Source organism: Ramlibacter sp. 2FC, from assembly GCF_005503345.1.
In the GTDB taxonomy this organism is placed as follows: domain Bacteria; phylum Pseudomonadota; class Gammaproteobacteria; order Burkholderiales; family Burkholderiaceae_C; genus SCMQ01.
In genome coordinates, this window is sequence record NZ_SCMM01000036.1 from 26,883 (window position 1) to 52,967 (window position 26,085).

General features: G+C 67.1%; 25 protein-coding genes and 1 CRISPR repeat array. Of the genes, 18 read left to right on the forward strand and 7 right to left on the reverse strand.

All coding sequences use genetic code 11. From position 1 onward, the window contains the following. Positions 1 to 60 precede the first annotated feature (60 nt). Together FFS10_RS15555 and FFS10_RS15560 are read right to left on the reverse strand one after the other, a co-directional pair. The gene (locus FFS10_RS15555) at positions 61 to 963 is read right to left on the reverse strand and encodes an amino acid ABC transporter substrate-binding protein (protein WP_137895386.1); all 903 of its coding nucleotides are present in this window, start codon (positions 961 to 963) and stop codon (positions 61 to 63) included. A gap of 221 nt (positions 964 to 1,184) precedes the next feature. Beyond that, entirely contained in the window at positions 1,185 to 2,132 is a 948-nt protein-coding gene (locus FFS10_RS15560; protein WP_137895387.1) for a LysR family transcriptional regulator, read from the reverse strand. Positions 2,133 to 2,203: 71 nt separating this feature from the next. Here FFS10_RS15560 and FFS10_RS15565 point away from each other — a divergent pair, with 71 nt between their 5' ends. From FFS10_RS15565 to FFS10_RS15575, 3 genes are all read left to right on the forward strand, one after another. Next, entirely contained in the window at positions 2,204 to 3,157 is a 954-nt protein-coding gene (locus FFS10_RS15565; RefSeq protein ID WP_137895388.1) for a complex I NDUFA9 subunit family protein, read from the forward strand. A gap of 96 nt (positions 3,158 to 3,253) precedes the next feature. Continuing rightward, positions 3,254 to 3,940 carry a glutathione S-transferase family protein gene (locus FFS10_RS15570; RefSeq protein WP_137895389.1) on the forward strand — a complete coding sequence of 229 codons (687 nt, stop codon included), beginning with the start codon at positions 3,254 to 3,256 and terminating at the stop codon, positions 3,938 to 3,940. A 146-nt stretch (positions 3,941 to 4,086) separates the two neighbouring features. Then, positions 4,087 to 5,349 (forward strand): multifunctional CCA addition/repair protein, encoded by a 1,263-nt coding sequence (locus FFS10_RS15575; RefSeq protein WP_137895390.1) that lies wholly within the window; start codon positions 4,087 to 4,089, stop codon positions 5,347 to 5,349. Positions 5,350 to 5,353: 4 nt separating this feature from the next. Here the strand turns inward: FFS10_RS15575 and trxC are convergent, their stop codons facing one another. The 3 genes from trxC to FFS10_RS15590 all read right to left on the reverse strand — a co-directional run bounded on the left by trxC (position 5,354) and on the right by FFS10_RS15590 (position 7,276). Continuing rightward, positions 5,354 to 5,791 carry a thioredoxin TrxC gene (gene trxC, locus FFS10_RS15580; protein ID WP_137895391.1) on the reverse strand — a complete coding sequence of 146 codons (438 nt, stop codon included), beginning with the start codon at positions 5,789 to 5,791 and terminating at the stop codon, positions 5,354 to 5,356. Positions 5,792 to 5,852: 61 nt separating this feature from the next. Further along, on the reverse strand, positions 5,853 to 6,047 hold the full coding sequence (locus FFS10_RS15585) for a DUF2905 domain-containing protein (protein WP_137895392.1): 195 nt from the start codon (positions 6,045 to 6,047) through the stop codon (positions 5,853 to 5,855). A 98-nt stretch (positions 6,048 to 6,145) separates the two neighbouring features. Further along, the gene (locus FFS10_RS15590) at positions 6,146 to 7,276 is read right to left on the reverse strand and encodes a class I SAM-dependent methyltransferase (RefSeq protein WP_171016094.1); all 1,131 of its coding nucleotides are present in this window, start codon (positions 7,274 to 7,276) and stop codon (positions 6,146 to 6,148) included. 17 nt (positions 7,277 to 7,293) lie between these two features. On the opposite strand from FFS10_RS15590, the gene FFS10_RS15595 reads away from it, so the two are divergent. From FFS10_RS15595 to FFS10_RS15615, 5 genes are read left to right on the forward strand one after another with little or no spacing between them, the layout of a single operon-like run. Then, positions 7,294 to 8,073: an SDR family oxidoreductase gene (locus tag FFS10_RS15595; RefSeq protein WP_137895393.1), complete on the forward strand. Its 780-nt coding sequence runs from the start codon at positions 7,294 to 7,296 to the stop codon at positions 8,071 to 8,073. Positions 8,074 to 8,087: 14 nt separating this feature from the next. Further along, positions 8,088 to 8,459 (forward strand): dihydroneopterin aldolase, encoded by a 372-nt coding sequence (locus tag FFS10_RS15600; protein WP_137895394.1) that lies wholly within the window; start codon positions 8,088 to 8,090, stop codon positions 8,457 to 8,459. A gap of 54 nt (positions 8,460 to 8,513) precedes the next feature. Then, a complete protein-coding gene (gene ttcA / locus FFS10_RS15605; RefSeq protein WP_137895395.1) occupies positions 8,514 to 9,431 on the forward strand; it encodes a tRNA 2-thiocytidine(32) synthetase TtcA in 918 nt (305 codons plus the stop codon). 22 nt (positions 9,432 to 9,453) lie between these two features. Continuing rightward, on the forward strand, positions 9,454 to 10,056 hold the full coding sequence (locus tag FFS10_RS15610) for a DUF4136 domain-containing protein (RefSeq protein WP_137895396.1): 603 nt from the start codon (positions 9,454 to 9,456) through the stop codon (positions 10,054 to 10,056). 14 nt (positions 10,057 to 10,070) lie between these two features. Further along, on the forward strand, positions 10,071 to 10,712 hold the full coding sequence (locus FFS10_RS15615) for a histidine phosphatase family protein (protein WP_137895397.1): 642 nt from the start codon (positions 10,071 to 10,073) through the stop codon (positions 10,710 to 10,712). 16 nt (positions 10,713 to 10,728) lie between these two features. Here the strand turns inward: FFS10_RS15615 and ruvB are convergent, their stop codons facing one another. Both ruvB and ruvA read right to left on the reverse strand, forming a co-directional pair. Further along, positions 10,729 to 11,790, reverse strand: coding sequence for a Holliday junction branch migration DNA helicase RuvB (gene ruvB / locus FFS10_RS15620; protein ID WP_137895398.1), 1,062 nt, complete (start codon positions 11,788 to 11,790; stop codon positions 10,729 to 10,731). A gap of 1 nt (position 11,791) precedes the next feature. Next, positions 11,792 to 12,364, reverse strand: a complete 573-nt coding sequence (gene ruvA, locus FFS10_RS15625) for a Holliday junction branch migration protein RuvA (RefSeq protein ID WP_137895399.1) — start codon at positions 12,362 to 12,364, stop codon at positions 11,792 to 11,794. A gap of 75 nt (positions 12,365 to 12,439) precedes the next feature. Here ruvA and FFS10_RS15630 point away from each other — a divergent pair, with 75 nt between their 5' ends. From FFS10_RS15630 to cas2, 10 genes are all read left to right on the forward strand, one after another. Then, the gene (locus FFS10_RS15630; protein ID WP_137895400.1) at positions 12,440 to 13,399 is read left to right on the forward strand and encodes a PhoH family protein; all 960 of its coding nucleotides are present in this window, start codon (positions 12,440 to 12,442) and stop codon (positions 13,397 to 13,399) included. Between the two features lie 14 nt (positions 13,400 to 13,413). Beyond that, the gene (ybeY, locus tag FFS10_RS15635; RefSeq protein ID WP_137895401.1) at positions 13,414 to 13,866 is read left to right on the forward strand and encodes an rRNA maturation RNase YbeY; all 453 of its coding nucleotides are present in this window, start codon (positions 13,414 to 13,416) and stop codon (positions 13,864 to 13,866) included. 94 nt (positions 13,867 to 13,960) lie between these two features. Beyond that, entirely contained in the window at positions 13,961 to 16,255 is a 2,295-nt protein-coding gene (locus tag FFS10_RS15640) for a CRISPR-associated endonuclease Cas3'' (RefSeq protein WP_137895402.1), read from the forward strand. A 19-nt stretch (positions 16,256 to 16,274) separates the two neighbouring features. Then, complete coding sequence (locus tag FFS10_RS15645; protein WP_137895403.1) at positions 16,275 to 16,601, forward strand: GIY-YIG nuclease family protein; 327 nt, start codon at positions 16,275 to 16,277, stop codon at positions 16,599 to 16,601. A gap of 3 nt (positions 16,602 to 16,604) precedes the next feature. Further along, positions 16,605 to 17,279: a type I-C CRISPR-associated protein Cas5c gene (cas5c, locus tag FFS10_RS15650; protein WP_137895404.1), complete on the forward strand. Its 675-nt coding sequence runs from the start codon at positions 16,605 to 16,607 to the stop codon at positions 17,277 to 17,279. Beyond that, positions 17,276 to 19,087 (forward strand): type I-C CRISPR-associated protein Cas8c/Csd1, encoded by a 1,812-nt coding sequence (gene cas8c / locus FFS10_RS15655; protein ID WP_137895405.1) that lies wholly within the window; start codon positions 17,276 to 17,278, stop codon positions 19,085 to 19,087. The genes cas5c and cas8c overlap by 4 nt, the downstream gene beginning before the upstream one ends. Next, positions 19,084 to 19,965 carry a type I-C CRISPR-associated protein Cas7/Csd2 gene (gene cas7c, locus FFS10_RS15660; RefSeq protein WP_137895406.1) on the forward strand — a complete coding sequence of 294 codons (882 nt, stop codon included), beginning with the start codon at positions 19,084 to 19,086 and terminating at the stop codon, positions 19,963 to 19,965. Before cas8c ends, cas7c begins: the two co-directional genes overlap by 4 nt. Before the next feature lie 34 nt (positions 19,966 to 19,999). Next, positions 20,000 to 20,629, forward strand: coding sequence for a CRISPR-associated protein Cas4 (gene cas4, locus FFS10_RS15665; RefSeq protein ID WP_137895407.1), 630 nt, complete (start codon positions 20,000 to 20,002; stop codon positions 20,627 to 20,629). Between the two features lies 1 nt (position 20,630). After that, positions 20,631 to 21,671, forward strand: coding sequence for a type I-C CRISPR-associated endonuclease Cas1c (gene cas1c / locus FFS10_RS15670; protein ID WP_137895408.1), 1,041 nt, complete (start codon positions 20,631 to 20,633; stop codon positions 21,669 to 21,671). Between the two features lie 10 nt (positions 21,672 to 21,681). Next, entirely contained in the window at positions 21,682 to 21,972 is a 291-nt protein-coding gene (cas2, locus tag FFS10_RS15675) for a CRISPR-associated endonuclease Cas2 (protein WP_137895409.1), read from the forward strand. Positions 21,973 to 22,150: 178 nt separating this feature from the next. Next, positions 22,151 to 26,085: a CRISPR direct-repeat array (repeat unit 32 nt; unit sequence GTCGCGCCCCGTGCGGGCGCGTGGATTGAAAC).

The following is a 26,085-nucleotide window of genomic DNA, read 5'->3' on the forward strand; positions in this document are numbered from 1 at the left end:
GGCGGACTGTGTCCAATAAAAACGCCCGCCCCAGGGCGGGCGCCCACGCCTACGGATGGCTCATTTCTTGTTGTACTCTTCCATCGGCTTGTCGTTCGGGTTGGCCCAGGCCTGCTTGGTGCCCTCGGACAGCGGCAGCCCGACCTTGGTGTTGGTCGGCGGGATGGGTTGCATGAACCACTTGTCGTAGAGCTTGGCGAGCGAACCGTCCTTGATCTGGCGCTTGATGCTGTCGTCCACCGCCTTCTTGAACGCGGAGTCGTCCTTGCGCATCATGCAGGCGATGGGCTCGACCGAAAGCACCTCGCCGACGATCTTGAAGTCGGCCGGGTTCTTGGCCTTGGAGATGTTGCCGGCCAGGATGGAGCCGTCCATCACGAAGGCGTCGGCGCGGCCGGACTCGAGCAGCAGGAAGCTGTCGGCGTGGTCCTTGCCCATCACCTCCTTGAAGTCAATGCCGCCGGCGCGCTCGTTGCGACGCAGGGTCTGCACCGAGGTGGTGCCGGTGGTGGTGGCCACGGTCTTGCCGTTGAGGTCACGGATCGAGTTGATGTTGGCATTGGCCTTGACCGCGATGCGCACCTCCTCGAGGTAGGTGGTCACGGCGAAAGCCACGTCCTTGGCGCGCGTCGCGTTGTTGGTGGTGGAGCCGCACTCCAGGTCCACGGTGCCGTTCTGCACCAGCGGGATGCGGTTCTGCGAGGTCACCGGCTGGTACTTCACCTCCAGCTGCGACAGGCCCAGCGACTTGCGGATGTCGCTGACGATGTGCTCGGCCATCTCGGTATGAAAGCCCACGTACCTGCCGCCGCCCAGCGTATAGGACAAGGCGCCCGAAGATTCGCGCACGCCGAGCGTGATGCTGCCGCTGGACTTGATCTTGGCCAGCGTGTCGTTGGCCTGGGCCAGGGCCGAGCCAGCAGCCAGGGCCGCGACGGCGAAAGCGATCAGATGTTTCTTCATACTAAGGTTCCTCGCAGTCATGCATGGGAATGAAAGGGTAGGGGCATTCTAGGCATCCGCTCTTCGCGGGGCACCCGGAAAACCCTCGTCTAAGCGGCACCGGCAGCCCTCCCGCAACGGGCACTAGCAGTGTTCGTGCCCGCAGCGCGCTGGACTGTACGTGTCACACCGGTGAAACGCCAATGCCGATTCTCGGCCAATCCATGCAGGAAATTTATAAACTACCTGACAACCGTGCGGGCGGCGGTCCGGGCTGCCAGGAAATCCCACAGCGCCTGGGCCGCATGGCGCGGCGGCGCTTCCCGTCCCTGCGGCTTTTGCCGGTAGGCACGGATCTCCATGGCCAGCTCCAGCCCTTGCAGGCCCGGCGGCGCGGCCGACACCAGCTTGCGCGCGCGCAACTCCTTACGGACGGCGCTGTTGGGCAGGAAGGCCACGCCGTGGCCCTCCAGGGCCATGACCTTCAGGCCCTCGGCCATGTCGGTCTCGTAGACCCGGTCCAGGTGGATGGCCTGGCCGCACTGCTTCAGGATCAGCTCGGTCACGCGCCCTAGGTAGGCGCCCGGCGCGTAGCCCAGATAGGGCAGCGGCTGACCGGGACTGCCGGGCAGGCGCAGCAGCGGCTGGCCATGCGCGTCGGCCTTGACATAAGGTGCCAGCGACTCCTGGCCCAGCGTCACGAACTCGTAGCGGTCGGCGTCGAGCTGCAGCGGTTGGGAGGCGTGGTGGTAGGCGATCAGCAGATCGCAGCCGCCCTCCACCAGGCGCATCGCCGCGTCGTGCACGTTGAGCGCGATCAGCCGGCTCTTGATCGGCCCGAAGCTCTCGCGCAGGCCCGACACCCAGGCCGGGAAAAAGGTGAAGGCCAGGGTGTGCGGGACCGCGAATTCGATCACGTCCTGCGCGGCCGAGGCATGCGCGCGCAGCATGGCGCGCGTGCTCTGCAGCGCCTGCAGCATGTCCAGCGACTGGGCGTACAGGGTTTCGCCGGCCGGCGTCAGGCGTGTGGGGTAGGAGCTGCGGTCGACCAGGTCCACCCCGGCCCAGGCCTCCAGCGCCTGGATGCGGCGCGAGAACGCCGGCTGGGTGACATGGCGCAGCTGGGCCGAGCGGCTGAAGCTGCGGGTTTCAGCGAGGCTGACGAAGTCCTCTAGCCACTTGGTTTCCATGTGGCCGGATTATGCGTTGAGAGCTGCGCCACCCCCTTTACCGGCACCGCGCCAGCGATTAAATTGAGACCATGCGCAAACTCCTTGTTCTCGGTGGCTCCGGCTTCGTCGGCACCCATCTGTGCGAAAAAGTCTCGCTGCTCGAGTGGCCGGTCACCGTGCCCACGCGCCACGAGGACAGCGCGCGCCACCTGCTGACCCTGCCCCTGGTCGAGACCGTGAAAGCCGACGTGCACGACGAGCCCACGCTGCGCCGCCTGGTCGAGGGGCAGGACGCGGTGGTCAACCTGGTGGCCATCCTGCACGGCAGCCCGACGGCCTTCCAGCATGTCCACGTCGAGCTGCCTCAGAAGCTGGCGCGCGCCTGCGCGGCCCAGGGGGTGCGCCGCGTGGTCCATATCAGCGCGCTGGGCGCCAGCCTGGAGGGCCCCTCGAACTACCAGCGCACCAAGGCCGAGGGCGAAGCGGTGCTGCGCGAGGCCGACCTGGACCTCACCGTGCTCAGGCCCAGCGTGATGTTCGGCGCCGAGGACCATTTCCTCAACCTGTTCGCCAAGCTGCAGCAGAGCCTGCCGTTCATGCCGCTGGCCGGCGCCGACGCACGCTTCCAGCCGGTCTGGGTCGAGGACGTGGCCGAGGCGCTGTTGCGCTGCCTGCAGGACGACAAGACCATGGGCCAGACCTACGAGCTCTGCGGCCCCGAGGTGTTCACGCTCAAGCAGCTGGTCAGCCTGGCCGGCCAGTGGTCCGGCGCCAACGAGGGCAAGGGCCGGCCCGTGATCCCGCTGCCCCGGCCACTGGGCCAGCTGCAGGCCCTGCTGATGGAGCTGGCGCCGGGCCAGCCGCTGATGAGCCGCGACAACCTGGCCTCGCTGCAGGTCGACAACGTGGCCTCGGGCAGCCTGCCGGGCCTGGCGGACCTGGGCATCCACGCCGCGCCGCTGGCCAGCATCGCGCCCGGCTACCTGGGCCATGGCGGGCCGCACGAGCACCTGACGGAGCTGCGCAAGTCTGCCGGACGCTGAAGGCCGGCGGGCGGGTGGTGCATCAATGGCCGGCAGAATTCTCATCAATCCAGGCCGCGCCTCGCGCTAGCATCGCCCCTTTCTACAGGAGGTGCCATGCTCAAGCTCTACATAGGCAACAAGAACTACTCGACCTGGTCCATGCGCCCCTGGGTGCTGATGCGACAGGCTGGCATCCCGTTCGAGGAAGTCGCTGTGCGCTTCGACGGCTTCGACGCCGGATCGGCCTTCAAGCGCACCGTGGGCGCGGTCAGCCCCACGGGCAAGGTGCCGGTGCTGGTCGACGATGGCTGGGCGGTCTGGGACTCGCTGGCCATCGCCGAGTACCTGGCCGAAAAATTTCCGCAGCACCAGCTCTGGCCGGCCGAGGCCCGGCTGCGCGCCCGCGCGCGCAGCGCCTGCGCCGAGATGCACAGCGGCTTCGCCGCGCTGCGCAGCGCCTGCCCGATGAGCATCGAGGCCAGGCTGCCCGAGATCGGCGCCCTGGTGCTGCGCGACCAACCCGCCGTGCGCGCCGACCTGGACCGCCTGGTGGCACTCTGGGGAGACCTGCTCGACCTGTCGGGCGGCCCCCTGCTGTGCGGTGCCTTCAGCGTCGCCGACGCCTTCTTCGCGCCGGTGGCCATGCGCATCCAGACCTATGCCCTGCCCGTGCCGCCGCGCATAGCCGCCTACCTCGAGCGCCTGTGCGCCCTGCCCGGCGTGAAGGCCTGGGTCGAGGGCGCCTTGGCCGAGCACGACTTCATCGAGTTCGACGAGCCGTATCGCCTAAAACAAAACTAAGATCCGTCCAGCCTTTCTGTGGACAAGTTTGTTGAGATCCCCTAGGCAATCGGAATTTCATATGACAAATCAATGACTTGTCTAGACTGCCTGCGAAACGGGCAGGCAGGACAAGTCGCCCTGGGCGCAGCCACTACACTGCAGCCATGCAAATCTACAGGGTCGGCGGCTCGGTACGGGACGCCTTGCTGGGGCGGCCGGTGCAGGACCGCGACTGGGTGGTGGTGGGCGCCACGCCCGAGCAGATGCTGGCCCAGGGCTTCGTGGCCGTGGGCCGCGACTTTCCGGTGTTCCTGCACCCCGGGACGCGCGAGGAATACGCGCTGGCGCGCACCGAGCGCAAGAGCGGGCGCGGCTACCGCGGCTTCGTGGTGCACGCCGCGCCCGAGGTCACGTTGGAGCAGGACCTGGCGCGGCGCGACCTCACCATCAACGCCATGGCCTTGGCCGAGGCCCCCGGCGGGTCCGGGGCTCCGCAGCTGGTCGACCCCTACGGCGGCCAGCGCGACCTGGCGGCGCGGGTGCTGCGCCACGTGACCGAGGCCTTCCGCGAGGACCCGGTGCGCATCCTGCGCGTGGCGCGCTTTGCGGCGCGCTTTCCCGATTTCGGCGTGGCCCCGGAGACCCGGCAGCTGATGCGCGAGATGGTGGACGAGGGCGAGGCCGACCACCTGGTGGCCGAGCGGGTCTGGCAGGAGCTGGCGCGCGGCCTGATGGAAGCCGCCCCGGCGCGCATGTTCGAGGTGCTGCGCGACTGCGGCGCCCTGGCCCGCCTGCTGCCCGAGGTGGACCGGCTATGGGGCGTGCCGCAGCGCGCCGAGTACCACCCCGAGGTCGACACCGGCGTGCACCTGATGATGGTGCTGGAGATGAGTGCCCACCTCTCGGCCACGCTGCCGGTGCGCTTTGCCTGCCTGACGCATGACCTGGGCAAGGGCACGACGCCGGCCGAGCTGCTGCCGCGCCACATCGGCCACGAAGAGCGCAGCGTGCGCCTGCTGCGCAAGCTCTGCGAACGCCTGCGCGTCCCGCTGGAATGCCGCGAGCTGGCCGAGGTGGTGGCGCGCGAGCACGGCAACATCCACCGCAGCGCCAGCCTGGGTCCGGCGGCCCTGGTGCGCCTGCTCGAGCGCTGCGACGCCTTCCGCAAGCCCGAGCGCCTGGACGAAGTACTGCAGGCCTGCGAATGCGACGCGCGCGGCCGCCTGGGATTCGCCGAGCAGCCCTACCCGCAGCGCGCGCGCCTTGAGCAGGCCCTGGCGGCCGCCCGCTCGGTGGCCACCGCCGAGGTGGCGGCGCAGGCCCAGGCGCGCGGCCTCGCCGGCCCCAAGGTCGGCGAGCTGATCCACGCCGCGCGAGCCGCGGCCATCGCGGCCAGGCCAGAGCTGCTGCCGCCGGCCGACACTTAAGCCTTCAACCGAGCACCGACTGCACCCAGCGCGCGATGTCGGCAGCCGAGCGCATCGCGCCGGCTTGGCGCGCGAGCTCGCGCCCGCCCTGGAACAGCGCCAGCGTGGGAATGCTGCGGATGTTGAAACGCGCCGCCAGGCCCTGCTCGTCCTCGGTGTTGACCTTGGCCAGACGCAGCCGCGGCTCGAGCTGGGCCGCCGCCTGCTCGAAGGCCGGCGCCATCATGCGGCAGGGGCCGCACCAGGGCGCCCAGAAATCGACCAGCAGCGGGATCTGGCTGCGCCCCACATGGCGCTCGAAGCCGGCCTCGTCCAGCGCCAGCGGCTGGCCGGTGAACAGCGGCCGGTGGCATTGGCCGCAGTCGGGCGCGTGCGACAGGTCCGCGGCCTGGACGCGGTTGGTGGTGTGGCAATGCGGACAGACGATGTGAAGGGGGTTCATGGCCGGGGTTCCTCTTGCAGCAGCACTTGAGGCTGAGGCGCCGCGCTTCAAGCCCGGCCCGTCAAAGCCACTTCGCAACCAGGGCCGCGAAAGCGCTCAGCAGCAGCGTGGTGGTCAGCGGAATGAACCACTCGCGGCCGAACAGCCGGAAGCGGAAGTCGCCGGGCAGCCGGCCGAAGCCCAGCTTGTTCAGCAGCGGCGTCAGGCCGCTGATCAGCACCAGGGCCAGTAACACCACGATCAGCCAGCGCAGCATGGGACGTCCTCGCTCAGTCGCCGCCGGGCCGCCCCAAGGCGACTTCGGCCCCCTCGGGGGGCAGCGTGGTACACGAAGTGACAAGCGTGGGGGCCATATCAGAGCCGGTGGCTGCGGTCGCCCGCGGCAAAGCCCTGGGCGTCCCAGGGCTGGCCGGTGCAGAAGCCGATCACCTTGAACAGCTCGCCCATCTCGTGCTCGTTGACCAGCTTGAGCGCGTTCGCGCGCTGCGCCGTCGAGGCCTCGTCCATGCCGGCGACCAGGCCGCAGTTGAGCAGGAAGCGCGCCTGGCTGGTGTAGCCCAGCACGTTGAGCCCGCTGTCCTGGCCGGCCAGGGCGATGCCGCTGAAGTTGACATGGGCCGTGATGTCCTTGTGCCCCAGCTCGGCCAGCGGATCGCCGTCGACCCGGTGGCCCTGGTGGCACATCACCGTGCCCATGTGGCGCTGGGGGTGGTAGTACTCGCGCTCGGGGAAGCCGTAGTCGATGAAGAAGGCCGCACCGCCCTTCCCGCCTGAAGCCTGGCTGGCCAGCAGGCGCTCGGCCAGCGTGGCGACGAAGGCCTCGGCCTGCGGGTGGATCTCGGTCAGGTAGTCGTGCGGGCCCGGAACGGCGATCGGCGGGCGCAGGTCCGTGGGTCGGTCGGCCCAGGCCAGGGCGCCGTCCTGCAGGGCGACGCCGCGCTGGTGCCAGACGCCGCCAGCCGCGCCGCCGTGGCGCGCCAGCAGCTTGACCGGCATGGCGTCCAGCACCTCGTTGCCGACCACCACGCCCTGCATGGCCTCGGGGAGCTGGTCGACCCAGGCCAGCTTGCCGGCATGGGCTGCCAGGCTCGCCTGCTGGCGCGCGCGCAGGCTGCCCGAGAGGTCGACGATGGTGTAGCGCCGCACCTGGGGGCCCAGCGCGTCGAGCAGCTGCAGCGCCAGCGCGCCCGATCCCGCGCCGAACTCCCAGACCTCGTCCGTGCCGGTGGCCTGCAAGGCCTCGCCGACCTGGGCGGCCAGGGTGCGGCCGAACAGCGGGCTCAGCTCGGGGGCGGTCACGAAATCGCTGCCCGACTCGGGCAGGAGGCCGAACTTCGGAAGCGGGTTGGCGTAATAGCCCAGGCCCGGCGCGTACAGCGCCAGGGCCATGAAGCGGTCGAACGGCAGCCAGCCGCCGGCGCCCTCAATGGCCCTCAGCACCAGCTTGTGCAGGGCGGTCGTTAAACTATCCGGTTCTTTGCTCACCCCCGGATTGTCCCCGAATGTCTGCCTCCGCCCCCGCGGCCACTCGCCCCCGCACGGTGCTCGTCACCGGCGCCGCCCGCCGGCTGGGGCGGGAGATCGCGCTGGCGCTGGCCGGCGCGGGCTGGCAGGTGGCCGTGCATTACCGCCACTCGCAGCAGGAGGCCCTGCAGACCGCGGCCGACTGCGCCCGCCTGGCGGGCGACGCGGCCGCGTTTGACGCCGAGCTGGACGACGAGGCTGCGGTGCGCGGCCTGCTGCCGCGCGTGGTCCAGCATTTCGGCCAGCTCGACGCCGTGGTCAACAGCGCCTCGCGCTTCGAGCACGACGACGCGGCCAGCTTCGGCTACGCCGCGCTGGAGCAGCACCTGCGCAGCAACACCGCCGCGCCCATCGTGCTGGCCCAGGCCCTGCACGCCCACCTGGCCGCGCGCGACGCCAGCGGCGCGGTGGTCAACCTGCTGGACCAGAAGCTCTGGAACCCGAACCCCGATTTCCTCAGCTACACCCTGTCCAAGGCCGCGCTGGAAGCCGCCAACACCCTGCTGGCCCAGGCCCTGGCGCCGCGCCTGCGCGTGGTCGGCGTGGCGCCCGGGCTCACGCTGACCAGCCACCTGATCAGCGACGAGAAGTTCAGCGAGCTGCACCGCCTCAGCCCGCTCGGCCGCTCGTCCGCGCCCGCCGACGTGGCGGCCGCCGTGGTCTTCGCGCTGGCCAACCCGGCCATCACCGGCACCACGCTGCTGGTCGACGGCGGCCAGCACCTGATGAAGTTCGAGCGCGACTTCTCGCTGATGTGAACACCCGTGCCCCCATGTCCAAGACCCCCGGTACCCAGATCCTCACGCTGACCGGCCTGCGCTTCGACGCCAACCTGGGCATCCTGGAGCACGAGAAGACCGCGCCCCAGCCGATCCAGGTCGACGCCGAGCTCAACCTCGGCCCCCAGCCCCTGCTGCCGCGCGACGACGACATCGGCCATGTGCTGGACTACCGCAAGGTGCGCAAGATCATCATCGACGAGTGCACGGCCGAGCATGTGAACCTGCTCGAGAGCCTGATCGGCAAGCTGGCCTACCGGCTCATGCAGCTGCCCGGCGTGGTGGGGGTGCGGGTGAAGATCGCCAAGCTCGAGATCTTCGACGACTGCGAGGTCGCGATCCGGGTCGAGACCGGCCAGTGGTGAGCCAAGGTGACGAATGACGCAGGCCCGCGGCCCGCGTGGAAAGAGAGAACAGCGATGAGCGCCCCATGGATGGACAACGAGGTGGTTCCCCTCACCAAGGAACCGAAGATCGAGCGTGAGACGCACAAGCTCGAGAAACGCCTGTGCCGCCAGGTCGGCCAGGCCATCGCCGACTACAACATGGTCGAGGCCGGCGACAAGGTCATGGTCTGCCTCTCGGGCGGCAAGGACAGCTACGGCCTGCTCGACATCCTGCTCAAGCTCAAGGCGCGCGCGCCCGTGCCCTTCGAGCTGATCGCGGTCAACCTGGACCAGAAGCAGCCGGGCTTTCCCGAGCATGTGCTGCCCGAGTACCTGACACAGCTCGGCGTGCCCTTTCACATCGAGAACCAGGACACCTATTCCATCGTCAAGGACAAGATCCCCGAGGGCAAGACCATGTGCAGCCTGTGCAGCCGGCTGCGCCGCGGCATCCTGTACCGCGTGGCCGACGAGCTCGGTGCAACAAGAATAGCGCTGGGCCACCACCGCGACGACATGCTGCAGACCTTCTTCCTCAACATGTTCTTCGGCGGCAAGCTCAAGGGCATGCCGCCCAAGCTGGTCAGCGACGACGGCCGCCACATGGTGATCCGCCCGCTGGCCTACGTGGCCGAGAAGGACCTGATCCGCTGGGCCGAGCACAAGCAGTTCCCCATCATTCCCTGCACGCTGTGCGGCAGCCAGGAGAACCTGCAGCGCAAGCAGGTCGGCGCCATGCTGCGCGAGTGGGAGAAAAAGCAGCCTGGGCGGCTTGAAAACATGCTCTCGGCGTTACAAAATATCGTTCCCTCTCACCTGATGGACGGAACGCTGCACGATTTCAAGGGTCTGAAAATGACGGGTGTTGCCAGCGAGGACGGCGACAAGGCCTTCGACGAAGAAAGCTTCTCCTCCGCCAGCCCGCCCGGGCTGCAGATCATCCAGCTCTGAGCCGCAGGCTCAACGGAGTTCCATGAGGAAACCGCTCGTCGCCCTGTTCGTCACGCTCTCCCTGCTCGCGGGGTGCGGCAGCGTGCGCCTGGTCGACTCGGATGTGCAGGCCATCAGCACCCTGCCGGCCGGCGCCGCCAACCTGGCCGGAGCCCATTACCGCTTCGAGCGCCTGCCCTCGCAGGCCACGCAGAAGCAGTACCCGCGTATCGAGGCGCTGGCCGAGGCCGCGCTGGCGCGCGCCGGCCTGGTGCGCGACGAGGCCGGCGCCAAGCTCAGCGTGCAGGTCGGCGCACGGGTCGAATCCTTCCTGGTCGACCGCTGGGGCAGCCCCTGGGCCGACCCCTGGTGGCCGGGCAGTTACGGCCACGTCATGTACGGCGGCGGCCCGCCGTTCTGGGGCTTCGGCATGCGCTACCCGCCCTCCACCGCCTACAAGCGCGAAGTCAGCCTGATCCTGCGCGAGCTGCGCAGCGGCCAGGTGGTCTACGAGACCCACGCGGTGCACGACGGCCCCTGGCACGACAGCGAGCCGGTGCTGGGCGCCATGTTCGACGCCGCGCTCAAGGACTTCCCGCACCCGCCGGCCGGCGTGCGGCGGGTCAACGTCGAGATTCCGCGCTGAAAGGGCCGAGAACCATGGACGCGACCCGCATCATCGCCATCCGCCACGGCGAAACCGCCTGGAACGTGGACGCCCGCATCCAGGGCCAGCTCGACATCCCGCTCAACGAGACCGGACGCCAGCAGGCCCAGCGCCTGGCGCGCTCGCTGGCCACGCGCGACCCCATCCACGCCATCTACACCAGCGACCTGCTGCGCGCCTGGGACACGGCCCTGTCGGTCAGCCAGGCGCTCGGCAAGCGCGCGGTCACGCATGACGGCCTGCGCGAGCGCGGTTTCGGCGTGTTCGAGGGCAAGACCTTCGGCGAGATCGAGGCCGCCTGGCCCGAGGACGCGCGGCGCTGGCGCCGCCGCGAGCCCGGCTGGGCGCCGCCCGGCGGCGAATCGCTGCTGCAGATGCGCGAGCGCGTGATCCGGACCTTGCAGTCGCTGGCCACGCGCCATCCCGGCGAGCAGATCCTGGTGGTCGCCCACGGCGGCGTGATGGACCTGCTCTACCGCACCGCCACCGGTCAGGACCTGCAGTCGCCGCGCACCTGGCAGGTGGCCAACACGGCGGTCAACCGCCTGCTCTGGACGCCCCAGGGCCTGACCCTGGTCGGCTGGGCCGACACCACGCACCTCGAGGACGGCTCGCTGGACGAGACCGAGCCCTGAGGCGCAGCGACAGGCTTCAGTCGAACAGTTCGCCTGCGTTCCTGGGCGGCGTCACGCCGAGATGGCGGAAGGCCGCCAGCGTGGCGATGCGGCCACGCGGCGTGCGCTGCAAGTAGCCCTGCTGGATCAGGTAGGGCTCGATCACGTCCTCGATCGTTCCCGCCTCCTCGCCTATGCTGGCCGCGATGTTGTCCAGGCCCACCGGCCCGCCGTCGAAGCGGTGGATCACGGCCTCCAGCAGCTTGCGGTCCATCAGGTCGAAGCCTTCCGGGTCGACGTCGAGCATGGTCAGGGCCGCCTGGGCGATGGCCTGGGTGATGCGGCCCGTGCCCTTGACGTCGGCGTAGTCGCGCACGCGGCGCAGCAGGCGGTTGGCAATGCGCGGCGTGCCGCGCGAGCGGCGCGCGATCTCGAAGGCGCCTTCGGGATCGGTCGGCGCCTTCAGCAGGCCGGCGCTGCGCGTGACGATGCGCCCCAGTTCCTCGTGCGTGTAGAACTCCAGCCGCGAGACGATGCCGAAGCGGTCGCGCAGCGGGTTGGTCAGCATGCCGGCGCGCGTGGTCGCGCCGACCAGGGTGAAGGGCTGCAGGTCCAGCTTGATGCTGCGTGCGGCCGGCCCCTCGCCGATCATGATGTCGATCTGGTAGTCCTCGAGCGCCGGGTAGAGGATTTCCTCGACCACCGGCGAGAGGCGGTGTATCTCGTCGATGAACAGCACGTCGTTCTTTTCGAGGTTGGTCAAGAGCGCCGCCAGGTCCTTGGGCTTTTCCAGCACCGGGCCCGAGGTCTGGCGCAGGTTCACGCCGAGCTCGGCCGCGATGATGTGCGAGAGCGTGGTCTTGCCCAGGCCCGGCGGGCCGAACAGCAGCACATGGTCCAGCGCCTCCTCGCGCTTCCTGGCCGCGCCGATGAAGATCTCGAGCTGCTCGCGCACCTTGGTCTGGCCCACGTACTCGTCCAGCAGCTTGGGGCGCAGGGCGCGCTCGATCGCCTCCTCGTTGGGCGAGGCGGGCGCGGCCGAGACCACGCGCGGCGGCGGCGGCGGGTCGGGCAGGAAATCGTCGGTACGGATGGTCATATCATTTCGCCAGGGCCTTGAGCGCCAGCTTGATGCCCTCGCTCACGCCCACCTCGGCCGGCAGGGCCTTGAGCGCCGCGGCGGCTTCCTTGTCGCTGTAACCCAGCGCGACCAGGGCCTGCAGGATGTCGGCCTGGGCGTCGCTGGCCGCCGTCACCGGCGCGCCCAGGTCGGCGCCGAGCTTGCCCTTGAGCTCGAGCAGCAGGCGCTCGGCGGTTTTCTTGCCTATGCCTGGCACCTTGACCAGGCGCCCAGCCTGCTGCGCCGTGATGGCCTGCGACAGCTCGGCCACGCTCATGCCCGAGAGCACGGACAGCGCGGTGCGCGGGCCCACGCCCGAGATCTTGATCAGCTGGCGGAAGGCGTCGCGCTCGGCCGCCGTGCCGAAGCCGAACAGCACCTGGGCGTCCTCGCGCACCACGAAATGGGTCAGCAGCGTCGCCGGCTCGCCGGTGTTCGGCAGGTTGTAGAAGGTGCTCATGGGCACGTCGACCTCGTAGCCCACGCCATGGCAGTCCAGCAGCACCTGCGGCGGGTTCTTCTCGGCCAGGATGCCCTGCAGTCGTCCGATCATGGGGAACAGTCTCTCTGTGTGCCTATCATTGGGGGATGCGGTTTCACTTTGAAACCGCGCGACGGAATTATCAGCTTGATTCTCAGACACAACTTCACCCCCCACAACAACCTGCGGCTGTCGCACCTGTGCGGCCCCACCGACGAGCACCTGCGCAGCATCGAGGTCGCGCTGCAGGTCGGCATCGCGCACCGCCACGAGCAGTTCAAGGTCGACGGCCCCAAGGCAGCGGCCACGCGCGCCATGGAGGTGCTGCAGGCGCTGTACGAGATGGCCGAGCGTCCGATCAAGGCCGAGACGGTGCAGCTCATGCTGGCCGGCGACGCCTCGATCAGCGAGGACGAGGAGGGCCGCATGGTGCTGCACACGCGCCGCGCCGACCTGCGCGCGCGCACGCCCAACCAGTCGCTCTACCTGGACAACATCGCGCACCACGACATCACCTTCGGCATCGGCCCGGCCGGCACCGGCAAGACCTACCTGGCCGTGGCCTGCGCGGTCGACGCGCTGGAGCGCAGCAGCGTGCAGCGCATCGTGCTGACGCGCCCGGCGGTGGAGGCCGGCGAGCGCCTGGGCTTCCTGCCCGGCGACCTCACGCAGAAGGTCGACCCCTACCTGCGCCCGCTCTACGACGCGCTGTACGAGCTGATGGGCTTCGACCGCGTGCAGAAGGCCTTCGAGCGCAACGCGCTCGAGATCGCGCCGCTGGCCTTCATGCGCGGGCGCACGCTGAACAACGCCTTCGTGATCCTGGACGAGGCGCAGAACACCACGCCCGAGCAGATGAAGATGTTCCTCACCCGCATCGGCTTCGGCGCCAAGTGCGTGGTGACCGGCGACGTGAGCCAGATCGACCTGCCCAAGGGCAATCCGAGCGGCCTGATCGACGCCGAGCGCGTGCTCAGGCGCGTGAAGGGCATCGCCATCAGCCATTTCACCAGCGCCGACGTGGTGCGCCACCCGCTGGTGGCGCGCATCGTCGACGCCTACGACGCGCGCGGACGCGCCAGCGCCGCGCGCAAGAGCGCCGACTGAGCCGGGACCTGCCCATGGAACTCCATCAGCTGCAGCTCTCGCTACAGTTCGGCGCGCTCGATGACGCGGCGCGCCACCGCGCCGCCCTGCCCCGCCACAAGGTCGCGCGCTGGATACGCCACGCGCTCAGGAGCGACGCCGAGATCACGGTGCGCATCGTCGACGCCGAGGAAGGCCGGGCGCTCAACCGCGCCTACCGGCACAAGGACTACGCGACCAACGTGCTGACCTTCGACTACGCGCGCGAGCCCGTGGTCGCGGCCGACCTGGTGCTGTGCGCCCCGGTGGTCGAGCGCGAGGCACGCGAGCAGGGCAAGTCGCTAGAGGCGCACTACGCCCACCTGCTGGTGCACGGCACCCTGCACGCCCAGGGCTACGACCACGAGACCAACGAACGCGACGCGCTCGAGATGGAGGCCCTGGAAGTGCTGCTGATGGGCGCCCTGGGCTACGCCAACCCGTATTGAGGCACTCGACCCATTCCATTGACATGTAACCAACTGCAATCTAAGCTGCTCTCACAGGGGAGGGCCTTCAAAAAAATAATGAAGGTGCAAGCACATGCAGTTGGACACCGCTGCGCCGCCAGCATCGGCCGCGAGCATTTACTACGCGCATTCGACCGAGCGCCAGGACCGCAGCGACTGGCAGCGCCTGCCCGACCACCTGCATGCTGTCGGCGACATCGCCGCAGCATGCGCCGCCGTCTTCAATGCCGCGCCGTTGGCCCGCACCGCCGGCCTGCTGCACGACTTGGGCAAGTACACCCTCTCCTTTCAAGCCAGGCTGAATGGTGATCCACACCGGGTTGACCATTCGACCTGGGGTGCGCGCATCGCCCATGAGCGCCTGGGTCCCATGGGCGAACTATTGGCCTACGGCATCGCAGGCCACCATGCAGGCTTGGCCAATGGGCAAGGTGAAGGTGAGCGCACGCCGTTGAATGAGCGGCTGGTCGCGGAGCTACCCGACCTCCAGGCCGCATGGGAAAGCGACATCGCACTGCCCGAACGGCTCGCACCCCCCAAGGATTTCAGGCTCTATAGCCAGGATCGCCAACAGGCCAAGGATCGCCAGCCCTTCCAACTGGCTTTCCTGACCCGCATGCTGTTCTCTTGCTTGGTGGATGCGGATTTTCTGGACACGGAGCGTTTTTACAACGCGGTCGGAAACCGTCCGGATCACCGCAATGCCAGCGTGCCGGCGCCCAGCCTATCCATGATGCGTGAGCAACTCGACCGCCACCTCGGCGGTTTCAGCTCCGACAGCGATGTGAACCGCCTGCGCGCCGACATCCTGCGCCATGTGCGCAGCCAAGCTGATCATGCGCCTGGCCTGTTCTCGCTTACGGTACCCACGGGTGGCGGCAAGACGCTTGCATCGCTGGCCTTCGCGCTCGACCACGCCATCCACCACGGTCTGCGGCGCGTGATCTTCGTGATCCCTTTCACCAGCATCGTCGAGCAGAACGCGGCCGTGTTCCGCCGCGCGCTGGGGCCGCTGGGCGACGCCGCCGTGCTGGAGCACCACAGCGCCTTCGTGGAGCAACCGCCCCCGCGCGACGACCCGGAGAAATACCAGTCGGTACAGAAGCTGCGGCTGGCCATGGAGAACTGGGACGCGCCCATCGTCGTCACCACCGCCGTGCAGTTCTTCGAAAGCCTGTTCGCGGCCAAGCCCTCACTGTGCCGCAAGCTGCACAACATCGCGGGCAGCGTGGTGATCCTGGACGAGGCGCAGACCATGCCGCTCAAGCTGTTGCGCCCCTGTGTGGCCAGCATCGACGAGCTGGCCCGCAACTACCGCGCCAGCGTGGTGCTATGCACGGCCACGCAGCCTGCGCTGGAGGCGCCCGCCTTCGAGGGCGGACTAACGGGCGTGCGCGAACTTGCGCCCGAACCGTCTCAGCTCTTCAAGCAACTCGAACGGGTGCGCATACGGCACGCGGGCACCTTGAGCGACGAGGCTCTGGCTACCGAAATGCGCTCGCGCGAACAGGTGCTGTGCATCGTCAACAACCGGCGCCACGCCCGCGCGGTGTACCAGGCCATGGCCGACTTGCCCGGCGCGCGGCATCTGACAACATTGATGTGCGCCAAGCATCGCAGCGAGGTTCTGACCGAGGTGAGGCAGATGCTTCTGGACAGGAAGCCATGCCGACTCGTCAGCACGAGTTTGATCGAGGCAGGCGTCGACATCAGCCTGCCTGCCGTTTTACGGGCCGAGGCCGGTCTGGACTCCATCGCACAAGCTGCGGGACGCTGCAATCGAAATGCCGAATGGCCCGTCGATTCCAGCGAAGTACTGGTATTCGCCACTGAGAACGAGGACTGGGCACCGCCGCCCGAACTCAAGCAATACGCCCAGGCCGCACGCGAAGTGCTGCGCCAGTTCAATGGTGACCCGCTGTCGCCCGAAGCCATCCGCCGCTATTTCGGGTTGCTGTACTGGCAAAAGGGCCGCCAGCAGCTCGACGTGCCAAACCTGATGGGCCTGCTCAAGGACAGCCGCCAGGACAGCCTGCCCATGGAAACCCTGGCCACGAAGTTTCGCATGATCGACAGTATGCAGATGCCGGTAATCGTGCCGTATGACGATACTGCCCGCAAAGCCCTGGAAGAGCTGCGCTACGCTGAGGGCAGCGTTGGCATCGCTCGCCGCCTGCAACCCTATCTGGTGCAACTGCCACGTCAGGGTTTTGGTGCACTACGCAGTGCAGGCGCCGTTCAGCCAGTGGCGCCGGAGAAGTGGGGGGAGCAGTTCATGGAACTGATGCACATCGACTTGTATGACAGTCGGCTTGGGCTGCACTGGGACAACCCGAGTTTTGTTCATTCTGAGCGTCTGACATGGTAGGAGCGCGGCGGGAACAGCCATGAAGAAGGTCATCTACATGATCACGTACCCCAACGGCAAGATCTATATCGGCAAGGATCTGACCAACAGCATCAACTACTTCGGTAGCGCGGACAGCCGGTTGATCTCGCTGGATTTTGACGATGCACAACGCCAGGACTTCAGCATCCGGAGAACAATTCTCTGGGAGTCTGAGGACGCCACCCCCAAAGAAGTCAGTCGAAAAGAAGTGGAATTGATCACGGCTTGGCGGTCGAATGACCCGTCCATCGGTTACAACCGATGGCCTGCATTTCGGCAAAAGGCTCCGGCATCCGAGAACAACATAAAAGATAGGGAGAAATAGACAATGACATTCGGAGTCCGTATCTCGGTGTGGGGCGAACGCGCCTGCTTCACGCGCCCCGAGATGAAAGTGGAGCGCGTCTCCTACGACGTCATCACCCCTTCCGCCGCGCGCGGCATCCTCGAGGCAATCCACTGGAAACCAGCCATCCGCTGGCATGTGGACCGCATTCATGTTCTCAAGCCGATTCGCTTCGAGTCCGTCCGCCGCAACGAGGTCGGCGGCAAGCTCTCGCCGGCCAGCGTCGCCAAGGCCATGAAGGCCAACTCGACAGCGGGGCTCGCGAACTACGTCGACGAAGACCGGCAGCAGCGCGCCGCCACCATCCTGCGCGACGTGGCCTATGTGATCGAGGCGCACTTCGACCTCACGCCCAAGGCTGGTCCGGACGATTCGATCGGCAAGCACCTGGACATCTTCAACCGCCGCGCTCGCAAGGGACAGTGCTTCCAGATGCCTTGCATGGGCGTGCGCGAATTCCCGGCGAACTTCCAGTTGCTGGAGGACGGTGAGGCCCTCCCCGATAAGCACGACAGCCTTTTGGACCTGCGTGACCTGGGCTGGATGCTGCACGACATCGACTTCGAAAAGAACATGACGCCGCGCTTCTTCCGCGCCCGGATGGCCAGCGGCGTGATCGAGGTGCCACCTTGGCACAGCGAGGAGGTCAAGGCATGATCCTCCAGGCACTTAACAGCTACTACCAGCGCCTTCTGGAACGGGGCGAGGAAGGGCTCTCGCCCTTTGGTTACAGCCCCGAGAAGATCAGCTACGAAATCCTGCTGGCGCCCGATGGCCGGGTGGTGGATGTGAACGACATCCGCGACACCTCTGGCAAGAAGCCCACGCCGCGCGTGATGAACGTGCCGCAACCCGAGAAGCGCACAGTAGGAATCAAGTCCAATTTCCTCTGGGACAAGACCAGCTACGTGCTCGGCGTTAGCGCCAGCAGCAAGCGCGCCGACAAGGAGCATGAGGCCTTCAAGGCCTTGCATCAGCACTGCTTGACCGGCACCACTGATGCGGGCCTGAAGGCCCTGCTGGCCTTTCTGGCGGCCTGGACGCCGGAGCGCTTTGCGTCAGCCCCCTTCAAGCAAGAAATGCTGGATGCGAATGTCGTCTTCCGCCTGGATGGCGAAACGCATTACCTGCACGAACGACCAGCGGCGCAGCGCGTGCGCGCCCAGTTGCTGGGCGGCGAAGATGAATCCACCCTGTTGGCCGACTGCCTCGTCACCGGCGATCGCACGCCCATGGCGCGATTGCACCCGGCCATCAAGGGCGTAACCGGTGCGCAAAGCTCAGGCGCCTCCATCGTGTCGTTCAACCTCGAATCGTTCGCCTCCTACGGCAAGGTTCAGGGCGAAAACGCCCCCGTGTCGGAGCAGGCAGCGTTCGCCTACACCACCGTGCTCAACCACCTTCTGCGTCGCAGCGAGCACAACCGCCAGCGCATCCAGATCGGCGATGCGAGCGTGGTGTTCTGGGCCGAAGCGGTGGATGCGGAGCAGGCGCAAGAAGCCGAATTGACTTTCGAGCTTCTGCTCAATGCCCCGCCCGATGATTCTCAGGAAGCCGCACGTGTGCGCGACGTGCTGGATCAAGTGGCCAAGGGCCGCCCCTTGAGCGAACTGAGCCCGAAGCTGCAAGACAGCACACGCATGTTCGTGCTCGGGCTGGCGCCCAACGCCTCGCGTATCTCCATCCGCTTCTGGGAAACCGGAACCCTGGGGCTGTTTGCACAACGTCTGGCCCAACACGAACGCGACTTCCGCATCGAGCCCTTGCCATGGAGAACTGCGCCCGCCGCGCGCCGAGTGGTACTGGCCACGGTGCCCAACCGCGAACGTACCGCGCCGAAGATGGACGACGCCTTCAACAACCTGGTGGGCGAATTCATGCGTGCGGTGCTGAGCGGCGCGCCCTACCCGCGCAGCCTGCTGGCCAACACCCTCATGCGCATCCGCACGGACGGCAATCTTTCGGGCCTGCGCGCGGCGATCTGCAAGGGCATCCTGGCGCGGGAGCGGCGCCTGGGCATCAACATCCAAAACGAGGAGGTACCCGTGAGTCTTGACAAGCAATCCGCGCATCCCGGCTATCGGCTGGGTCGCCTGTTCGCTGTGCTGGAGGCCGCACAGCGCAGCGCCTTGGGCGGACAGGTCAATGCAACCATCCGTGACCGCTATTACGGCGCGGCATCGGCTACGCCAGCATCTGTATTCCCGGTGCTGCTGCGCAACACGCAGAACCACCTGGGCAAGCTGCGCAAGGAGAAGCCGGGCCTGGCCGTGATGCTGGAAAAGGACATCCGAGAGATCGTGGAGGGCCTGTCCGACAGCTTCCCGCGCAGCCTGCGCATCGAGGACCAGGGCCGCTTCGCCATCGGCTACTACCACCAGTCGCAAAGCCGCTTCGCCAAGACCGACGCATCCGACGACGACACCGATTCCACCGCCGACACCCCCGAGGGAGCCACCGCATGACCGCCATCGCCCACCGCTACGAGTTCGTCTACCTGTTCGACATCACCAACGGCAACCCCAATGGCGACCCCGACGCAGGCAACCTGCCGCGCCTGGACCCAGAAACCAACCGCGGGCTGGTCACGGACGTGTGCCTCAAGCGCAAGATACGAAACTTCGTGAGCTTGGACAAAGAAGACGCTTCTAGCTATGCGATCTACATGCAGGAAAAGGCCGTTCTCAACAACCAGCATCGCAAGGCATACGACGCGAACTCGCTTAAGCCCGAAGACAAGAAGCTGCCCAAGGAAGAAGAAAAGGCGCGGGCGATCACAAGTTGGATGTGCAATAACTTTTTCGACGTGCGCACCTTCGGCGCCGTGATGACCACGGGGGTAAACGCGGGCCAGGTGCGTGGGCCGGTGCAAATGGCCTTCGCTACCTCCATCGACCCCGTGGTGCCGCTGGAAATCTCGATCACCCGCATGGCGGTGACGACGGAAAAAGAAGCCGAGGCGCAAAGCGGCGACAACCGCACCATGGGCCGCAAGCACATCATTCCCTATGGCCTGTACCGCGCCCATGGCTTCGTCTCCGCCAAGCTGGCAGAACGCACGGGCTTTTCGAACGACGACCTGGAACTGCTCTGGCGCGCGCTGATCAACATGTTCGAGCATGACCGCTCGGCCGCGCGGGGCGAGATGTCGGCCCGCAAGCTCATCGTGTTCAAGCACGACAGCGCGATGGGCAATGCGCCAGCGCACCTCTTGTTCGACGCGGTCAAGGTCAGCCCTGCGCAGGCCGACGCCGCCCAGGCTCCGCGCGGCTTTGCGGACTACCGGGTTGCCGTCGACCACGCCACCATTCCCGCCGGAGTGACCGTGCACGAAATGCTCTGACCGACGCAGCCTCAACGCACGCCGTGCCGACCGCATGGAAGACGATCACTTCATCGCCCTTTCGGCGCTACAGCACTACCTTTATTGCCCGCGTCAGTGCGCCCTGATCCACGTCGAGCAGCTCTGGGCCGAGAACGTGCGCACGGCCGAGGGGCGCCTGCTGCACGAACGGGCAGACCAGCCGCGCTCCGAGCGGCGGCGAGGCGTACGGGCGGTAACGGCGATGCCACTGGCCCATCAGGCCTTGGGCATCGCCGGCGTAGCCGACGTGGTGGAGTTTCATCAGACGCCCGAGGGCGAACGCATCGTTCCGGTGGAGTACAAGCGGGGCCGGCCCAAGGCGCATCGGGCGGACGAGGTGCAGCTCTGCGCACAGGCGCTGTGCCTGGAGGCGATGACCGGGAAGTCCATCCCTGCCGGCGCGCTCTTCTACGGCGAAGCACGGCGCCGAACGGATGTGGCATTCGATGACGAGTTGCGCCAGCTGACGTTCAACACCGTGACGGCAGTGCGCGCCATGCTGAGCGCAGGCACCACACCCACGGCCGACTACCAGCCCCGTCGCTGCGACGGGTGCTCGCTACTCGACCTTTGTCAGCCCCGTCTGCTTGGCCGACGCGGGACAGTCGATGCATGGTTGGCTCGACAATTGAAGGAAGACTGACGTGCGCCGCCAGCTCAACACACTGTATGTGACCACCGATGGTGCCTGGCTTCGCAAGGATGGCGCCAACATCGTCATGGAGGTGGATGGCGAAATCCGCGCACGGCTGCCGGTACACATGCTGGAAAGTTTGGTGTGCTTCGGCCGTGTGATGGCTTCCCCACCCTTGCTAGGCTACTGCGCGGAGCAGGGCATCACCGTGAGCTTTCTGACACCCAACGGAAAATTCCTGGCGCGCGTGGAAGGGCCCGTGTCAGGCAACGTGCTGTTGCGGCGACAGCAGTACCGCTGCAGCGACGACGCCGCGCGATGCGCCGCCATCGTGCGGAACCTGTTGCAGGGCAAGCTGTACAACCAGCGCGTCGTGCTGGGGCGTGCTTTGCGCGACCACGCAGAGAAACTGAAGGAAGACGAAGCAAAGGCATTGACACAGGCCCACCATCGGTTGGAGCGCATCGCCGACAAACTGCCTCAGGAGACATCGGTTGATCTGCTGCGCGGGCTGGAAGGCGAGGCGGCGCAATCGTATTTCGGCGTGTTCGACCATCTGATCCGAGTCGACGAGCCAGCGCTTCGCTTTGGCGGCCGCAGCCGCCGGCCGCCGCGAGATGCAGTCAACGCGCTGCTGTCCTTCCTCTACACCCTGGTCACGCACGACTGCCGTTCGGCCCTGGAAGGAGTGGGCCTGGACCCCGCCGTCGGCTTTCTGCACCGCGATCGACCGGGACGACCGAGCCTGGCACTGGACCTGCTGGAGGAGTTCCGGCCACTGCTCGCTGATCGCCTGGCGTTGTCGCTCATCAACCGCAAGCAGTTGAATGAGCGCGATTTTCAGGTCATGGAAGGCGGGGCGGTCCTGCTGCGAGAGGATTCGCGCAAAACCGTTCTGACCGCTTACCAGGAGCGCAAGCGCGAGGAGTTACGCCACGCGTTCCTGGAGGAAAAGGCGCCGATCGGCCTGTTTCCTTTCATCCAGGCGCAACTGCTCGCACGCCATCTGCGCGGCGACCTGGACGCCTACCCGCCGTTTCTGTGGAAATGAGGTCGCCGCCATGATGGTGCTGGTCAGCTACGATGTGAGCACCATGGACAAGGCCGGTGCACGCCGGCTACGCCAAGTTGCCAAGGCCTGCCAGGACCATGGCCAGCGAGTGCAGTTCTCAGTGTTCGAGATTGAGGTCGACCCCGCGCAGTGGACGCTGCTGCGGGCACGCCTTGACCAACTGATCAACCCGGCGACCGACAGCTTGCGGTTCTACCACCTTGGCAAGAACTGGCAGTCCAAAGTGGAACATATAGGCGCCAAACCGGCTGTCGATATGAACGGCCCGCTGATCTTCTGATCTTGCGAAACTCAAGCGATCGGCCGTTGCCTTTGCGGTTCGCAGAACTCCAACCCATTGATTTGTATTGATTTATTGACTCAAGCGGAAACTCTCCCGCGTTGTGGTCAGTGCTCCGTCTCCGGTTCGCTGAAATCAGGCATTTTTTGCTTGTGGCACACGGAGTTATAAACGTGCGGTCGCGCCCCGTGCGGGCGCGTGGATTGAAACGTGGCTGGCCGAGATGACTGCCCGATTCGACATGTCGCGCCCCGTGCGGGCGCGTGGATTGAAACTACTCTTACTTCTCTTCTTCTTTCTCCTTCCTCTTCGTCGCGCCCCGTGCGGGCGCGTGGATTGAAACAATCCAATACACGCGGATATCTACAACCCAAGACTAGTCGCGCCCCGTGCGGGCGCGTGGATTGAAACCCAGTCTTAATCCCTATAGTCGAGCCGATGGACCTAGTCGCGCCCCGTGCGGGCGCGTGGATTGAAACCAGTATGTGCTGGCGAACGAGCTGATGCGTCGTGTCGCGCCCCGTGCGGGCGCGTGGATTGAAACTGGTGCTGTGTGGGTAGTAGATGAGAAGACCACGTCGCGCCCCGTGCGGGCGCGTGGATTGAAACCCGAACAGAAATTTAGAGACGGAAAATCCCTCAGGTCGCGCCCCGTGCGGGCGCGTGGATTGAAACATCCCGGCGCGGCATTCCTGCGACAAGTGGGAGCGTCGCGCCCCGTGCGGGCGCGTGGATTGAAACACACAGTTCGCTCAGGCCAAAGACGCGGCTAAGAACGTCGCGCCCCGTGCGGGCGCGTGGATTGAAACTTTGCTTGCAGGCGGAATGCCAGACCAAGACTGAGTCGCGCCCCGTGCGGGCGCGTGGATTGAAACCGGCGATGCGCAGGCGGATTCCCCGGTGACGGTGTCGCGCCCCGTGCGGGCGCGTGGATTGAAACACCGTGATGATGCCGGCCAGAACCTCAGCCGCCGTGTCGCGCCCCGTGCGGGCGCGTGGATTGAAACACGAAGAACGATCTTTCCAAGGCCACGTTTGAGGGTCGCGCCCCGTGCGGGCGCGTGGATTGAAACATGGACACCGCCCTGTTCCGTGACCAGGACAACAACGTCGCGCCCCGTGCGGGCGCGTGGATTGAAACACCAGCTGGCTCTGCAGGCCCAGGGCGAACACCAGCGTCGCGCCCCGTGCGGGCGCGTGGATTGAAACGAGCGCATCGTGATCTACCACCGGGGCGTGCGCGTCGCGCCCCGTGCGGGCGCGTGGATTGAAACTTGAGCTGCACGCCCTTGTCCAGGTAGGCCGCGTCGCGCCCCGTGCGGGCGCGTGGATTGAAACTGCGTGAGGGGGGGCCGGTACAGGTGGCTGCGCAGGTCGCGCCCCGTGCGGGCGCGTGGATTGAAACGCTAGCTTCAGCGGCACGATTGCTCAAGCGCCCAGTCGCGCCCCGTGCGGGCGCGTGGATTGAAACCTTAGGTGCATGGCCATTCCCATGCTTGTTACTGGTCGCGCCCCGTGCGGGCGCGTGGATTGAAACGCCTACGGCGTCGAATGCCGGGGCCTCTGCCGCGGTCGCGCCCCGTGCGGGCGCGTGGATTGAAACTACGCGTTGCTTGCCGACCGGTTCGGTTACTCGATGTCGCGCCCCGTGCGGGCGCGTGGATTGAAACAAACAGGGATGGGAAACCCTGAGCGCCGACCAGGTCGCGCCCCGTGCGGGCGCGTGGATTGAAACTGCGCGAAGCGGGCGCGGGTGGCGCGGGCCTGGCGTCGCGCCCCGTGCGGGCGCGTGGATTGAAACATGCGAGCCTCCATCTGCCAGCGCGCAACCATTGTCGCGCCCCGTGCGGGCGCGTGGATTGAAACGAGACCTACTCGGCCGAGTACACCTACCGCCTGACGTCGCGCCCCGTGCGGGCGCGTGGATTGAAACGTGAGCGACGTGTTCGAGGTGGACCCCGCCGCCGTGTCGCGCCCCGTGCGGGCGCGTGGATTGAAACTCCACCGTCATCGACTTCTCCACCCTGATCCAGGTCGCGCCCCGTGCGGGCGCGTGGATTGAAACGATGTGGTCCTCGGCATCGCTGCGCCGGTCATGGGTCGCGCCCCGTGCGGGCGCGTGGATTGAAACTCGGCGACCTCGAAGAACTTGTAGCGCTCACGGGTCGCGCCCCGTGCGGGCGCGTGGATTGAAACATGGTTCGGTCCTCGGTTGCTGAACGAACCATAGGTCGCGCCCCGTGCGGGCGCGTGGATTGAAACACCCAGCCGCGCCGGCACCGCAACATCTACCCGAGTCGCGCCCCGTGCGGGCGCGTGGATTGAAACGTTGCCTGGCACAGCCGCGCGCCATCACAGCCGGTCGCGCCCCGTGCGGGCGCGTGGATTGAAACCATTCCAGCGAATCGAAGGCGCCCAAGTCACGCGGTCGCGCCCCGTGCGGGCGCGTGGATTGAAACAACCAAACGTGTAGCCTCCGGGGTTCCGAACTGGTCGCGCCCCGTGCGGGCGCGTGGATTGAAACATGAAAACAGCCTTTCAAGTGTCTTGTTGAGGGCGTCGCGCCCCGTGCGGGCGCGTGGATTGAAACTACATCGCGGCTAGCGGCTACCCCGGCATGGACTGGTCGCGCCCCGTGCGGGCGCGTGGATTGAAACCTTAAACGATGACGGATGCGCCGACAGTCGCTGGTCGCGCCCCGTGCGGGCGCGTGGATTGAAACATGGGTCAGCAGGCCATCGATGCCGGCTTGGTGGTCGCGCCCCGTGCGGGCGCGTGGATTGAAACGCCCCGAAGACGTCCCACTCCTGCGCCGACCACAGTCGCGCCCCGTGCGGGCGCGTGGATTGAAACACGCCTTCCTCGTAGGCTGCTTCCCACAAATAGGTCGCGCCCCGTGCGGGCGCGTGGATTGAAACCCGATAGCTGTCCTGCGCATGCGCGGGTTGCGTGGCCGTCGCGCCCCGTGCGGGCGCGTGGATTGAAACGCCATGCTGCCCGTGGGCGCCGTCTTGGCCCTCGGTCGCGCCCCGTGCGGGCGCGTGGATTGAAACAGCAACCGGCGGGCGCCGCTGGCGATGGTGTCGGTCGCGCCCCGTGCGGGCGCGTGGATTGAAACTGCTGGCGGCATGGTTGCGAGCAGGACTTTGGAAGTCGCGCCCCGTGCGGGCGCGTGGATTGAAACATGACGGCTCCCTCGCTTGCTCGGCCTCTGCACGTCGCGCCCCGTGCGGGCGCGTGGATTGAAACTACCTGGCCACCGTGGGGGCGCTTGGATTCGTGGGTCGCGCCCCGTGCGGGCGCGTGGATTGAAACCGCATCGCCGAGCCGCAGCACGACGCAACGCCCCACGTCGCGCCCCGTGCGGGCGCGTGGATTGAAACAGCAACTTCGAAGTGCTGGTGGCCTACCCAACTGAATGTCGCGCCCCGTGCGGGCGCGTGGATTGAAACTCACGCGCAGCGACCGCTCCGACATGCTGGTGCGTCGCGCCCCGTGCGGGCGCGTGGATTGAAACAGCTCGCTCGCTGCCTACACCGCCTTCACCCGCGCGTCGCGCCCCGTGCGGGCGCGTGGATTGAAACGCCGCGGTCTGGGGGGCCGGGGCGAAGGGATCGTCGCGCCCCGTGCGGGCGCGTGGATTGAAACATCACCACACCCGGGTCCGTCATGGTGCACCGCTCGTCGCGCCCCGTGCGGGCGCGTGGATTGAAACTCGTCCAGGCCCTCGGCATCGTAGCCATCGGCCTGTCGCGCCCCGTGCGGGCGCGTGGATTGAAACACCAGTGCGCGCATGCCTTGGTAGAAGCGATCCGGTCGCGCCCCGTGCGGGCGCGTGGATTGAAACGGCTACTACGGCGGCATGCTCCTGGTGGCGGGTGTGCGTCGCGCCCCGTGCGGGCGCGTGGATTGAAACGCCGCGGTCTGGGGGGCCGGGGCGAAGGGATCGTCGCGCCCCGTGCGGGCGCGTGGATTGAAACATCACCACACCCGGGTCCGTCATGGTGCACCGCTCGTCGCGCCCCGTGCGGGCGCGTGGATTGAAACTCGTCCAGGCCCTCGGCATCGTAGCCATCGGCCTGTCGCGCCCCGTGCGGGCGCGTGGATTGAAAC